Annotated in this window: 1 protein-coding gene; it reads right to left on the reverse strand. The window is 68.1% G+C overall.

The genetic code is table 11. From position 1 onward, the window contains the following. The coding region (locus ACFQ6N_RS41075) for a response regulator (protein WP_380659233.1) at window positions 1-1,125 on the reverse strand (1,125 nt) is incomplete at both ends.

The raw sequence follows: 1,125 nt of genomic DNA on the forward strand, positions 1-1,125 counted from the left end.
GGCCCCATCGCTGGCGCTCGCACCTTGGCGCAACGCACTCTCGATCTCGCCGCACTGCTCGGCCAGCGCCTGCTCGCCCATCATCTGCAAGGCCCCCTTGAATCCGTGCACACGCTCCAGAAGCGCTGCAGTGTCCCCGTTGGCGCGTGCATCGAGGATGGCCTGAAGATCCTGGTCGCCAGTATCAACAAAAATCCGGCGGATGCCTGCGGGAATGTCGCGAGGCACCGGCACCGCAGCGGGCCCCGCCCCCCGCTGCTGGCCGCGTACGTGGTCCGCTGGAGCGTTGGTGCGGGCCAGGGCAACCTCAAGCCGGTCCAGGTTGAAAGGCTTCAGCAACAGATCATCGATGCCGGCAGCAAGGCAGCGCTCGCGTTCACTGGCCAGCGCCGTGGCGGTGATCGCCAGGATCGGCAGCGACTGGCCGCGCTGACGCAGGTCACGGGCCAGGGCATAGCCATCCATCACCGGCATGTTGATGTCGGTCAGCACCGCACGGTAGTGACCGTCCTTCCACAGTTCCAACGCCTCCGCACCATTGCCGGCAGCGTCCACGGCGAAACCGATCTCCTCCAGTTGCTGCTGGATCAGCTCGCGGTTCACCGCGTTGTCCTCCACAAGCAGTACGCGCCCGCGGGCGGCCGTTGCTCGTACAGGCTTCACCACCGCCACGTGGCCCCCCGCTCTTTCGCCGGGTGCCAGTGCCTCAAGCACGGCCTCGCTGACGTAGCTGCTGACTTCGATGCGGTCGCCGCGGGTTTCCGCACTGAGCGGGCCCTGTGCATGGGCATGCACGGTGCGCGCGTAGCCCTGCATCAGCTGCTGCTCTTCGTCGATGCTCCATGCGCGGTGGTCGCCCACGATCAGCAGCGCATCGCCGCCCTCGTCGTCGCTCTGCGGGCGGTCGAACACGGTGGCGGTCGCCCCCCACGCGACCAGCAGGCGCTCCATCTCGGCGCGCCATTCCGGCGTGCTCGACAAGACGGTCACCCGCCGGCCGAGCAGCGGTTGCGTGGGCGGCGGCTGCAACGCCTGTACCTGCATCGGCAGCAGCAGGGTGAAGCTGCTGCCAACCCCTTCGGTGCTTTCCACCGACACCTGCCCGCCCATCGCCTGGGCGATCTG

Origin of the sequence: Kitasatospora sp. NPDC056446, from assembly GCF_042796115.1 — a bacterium.
Classification (GTDB): Bacteria; Actinomycetota; Actinomycetes; order Streptomycetales; family Streptomycetaceae; genus Kitasatospora.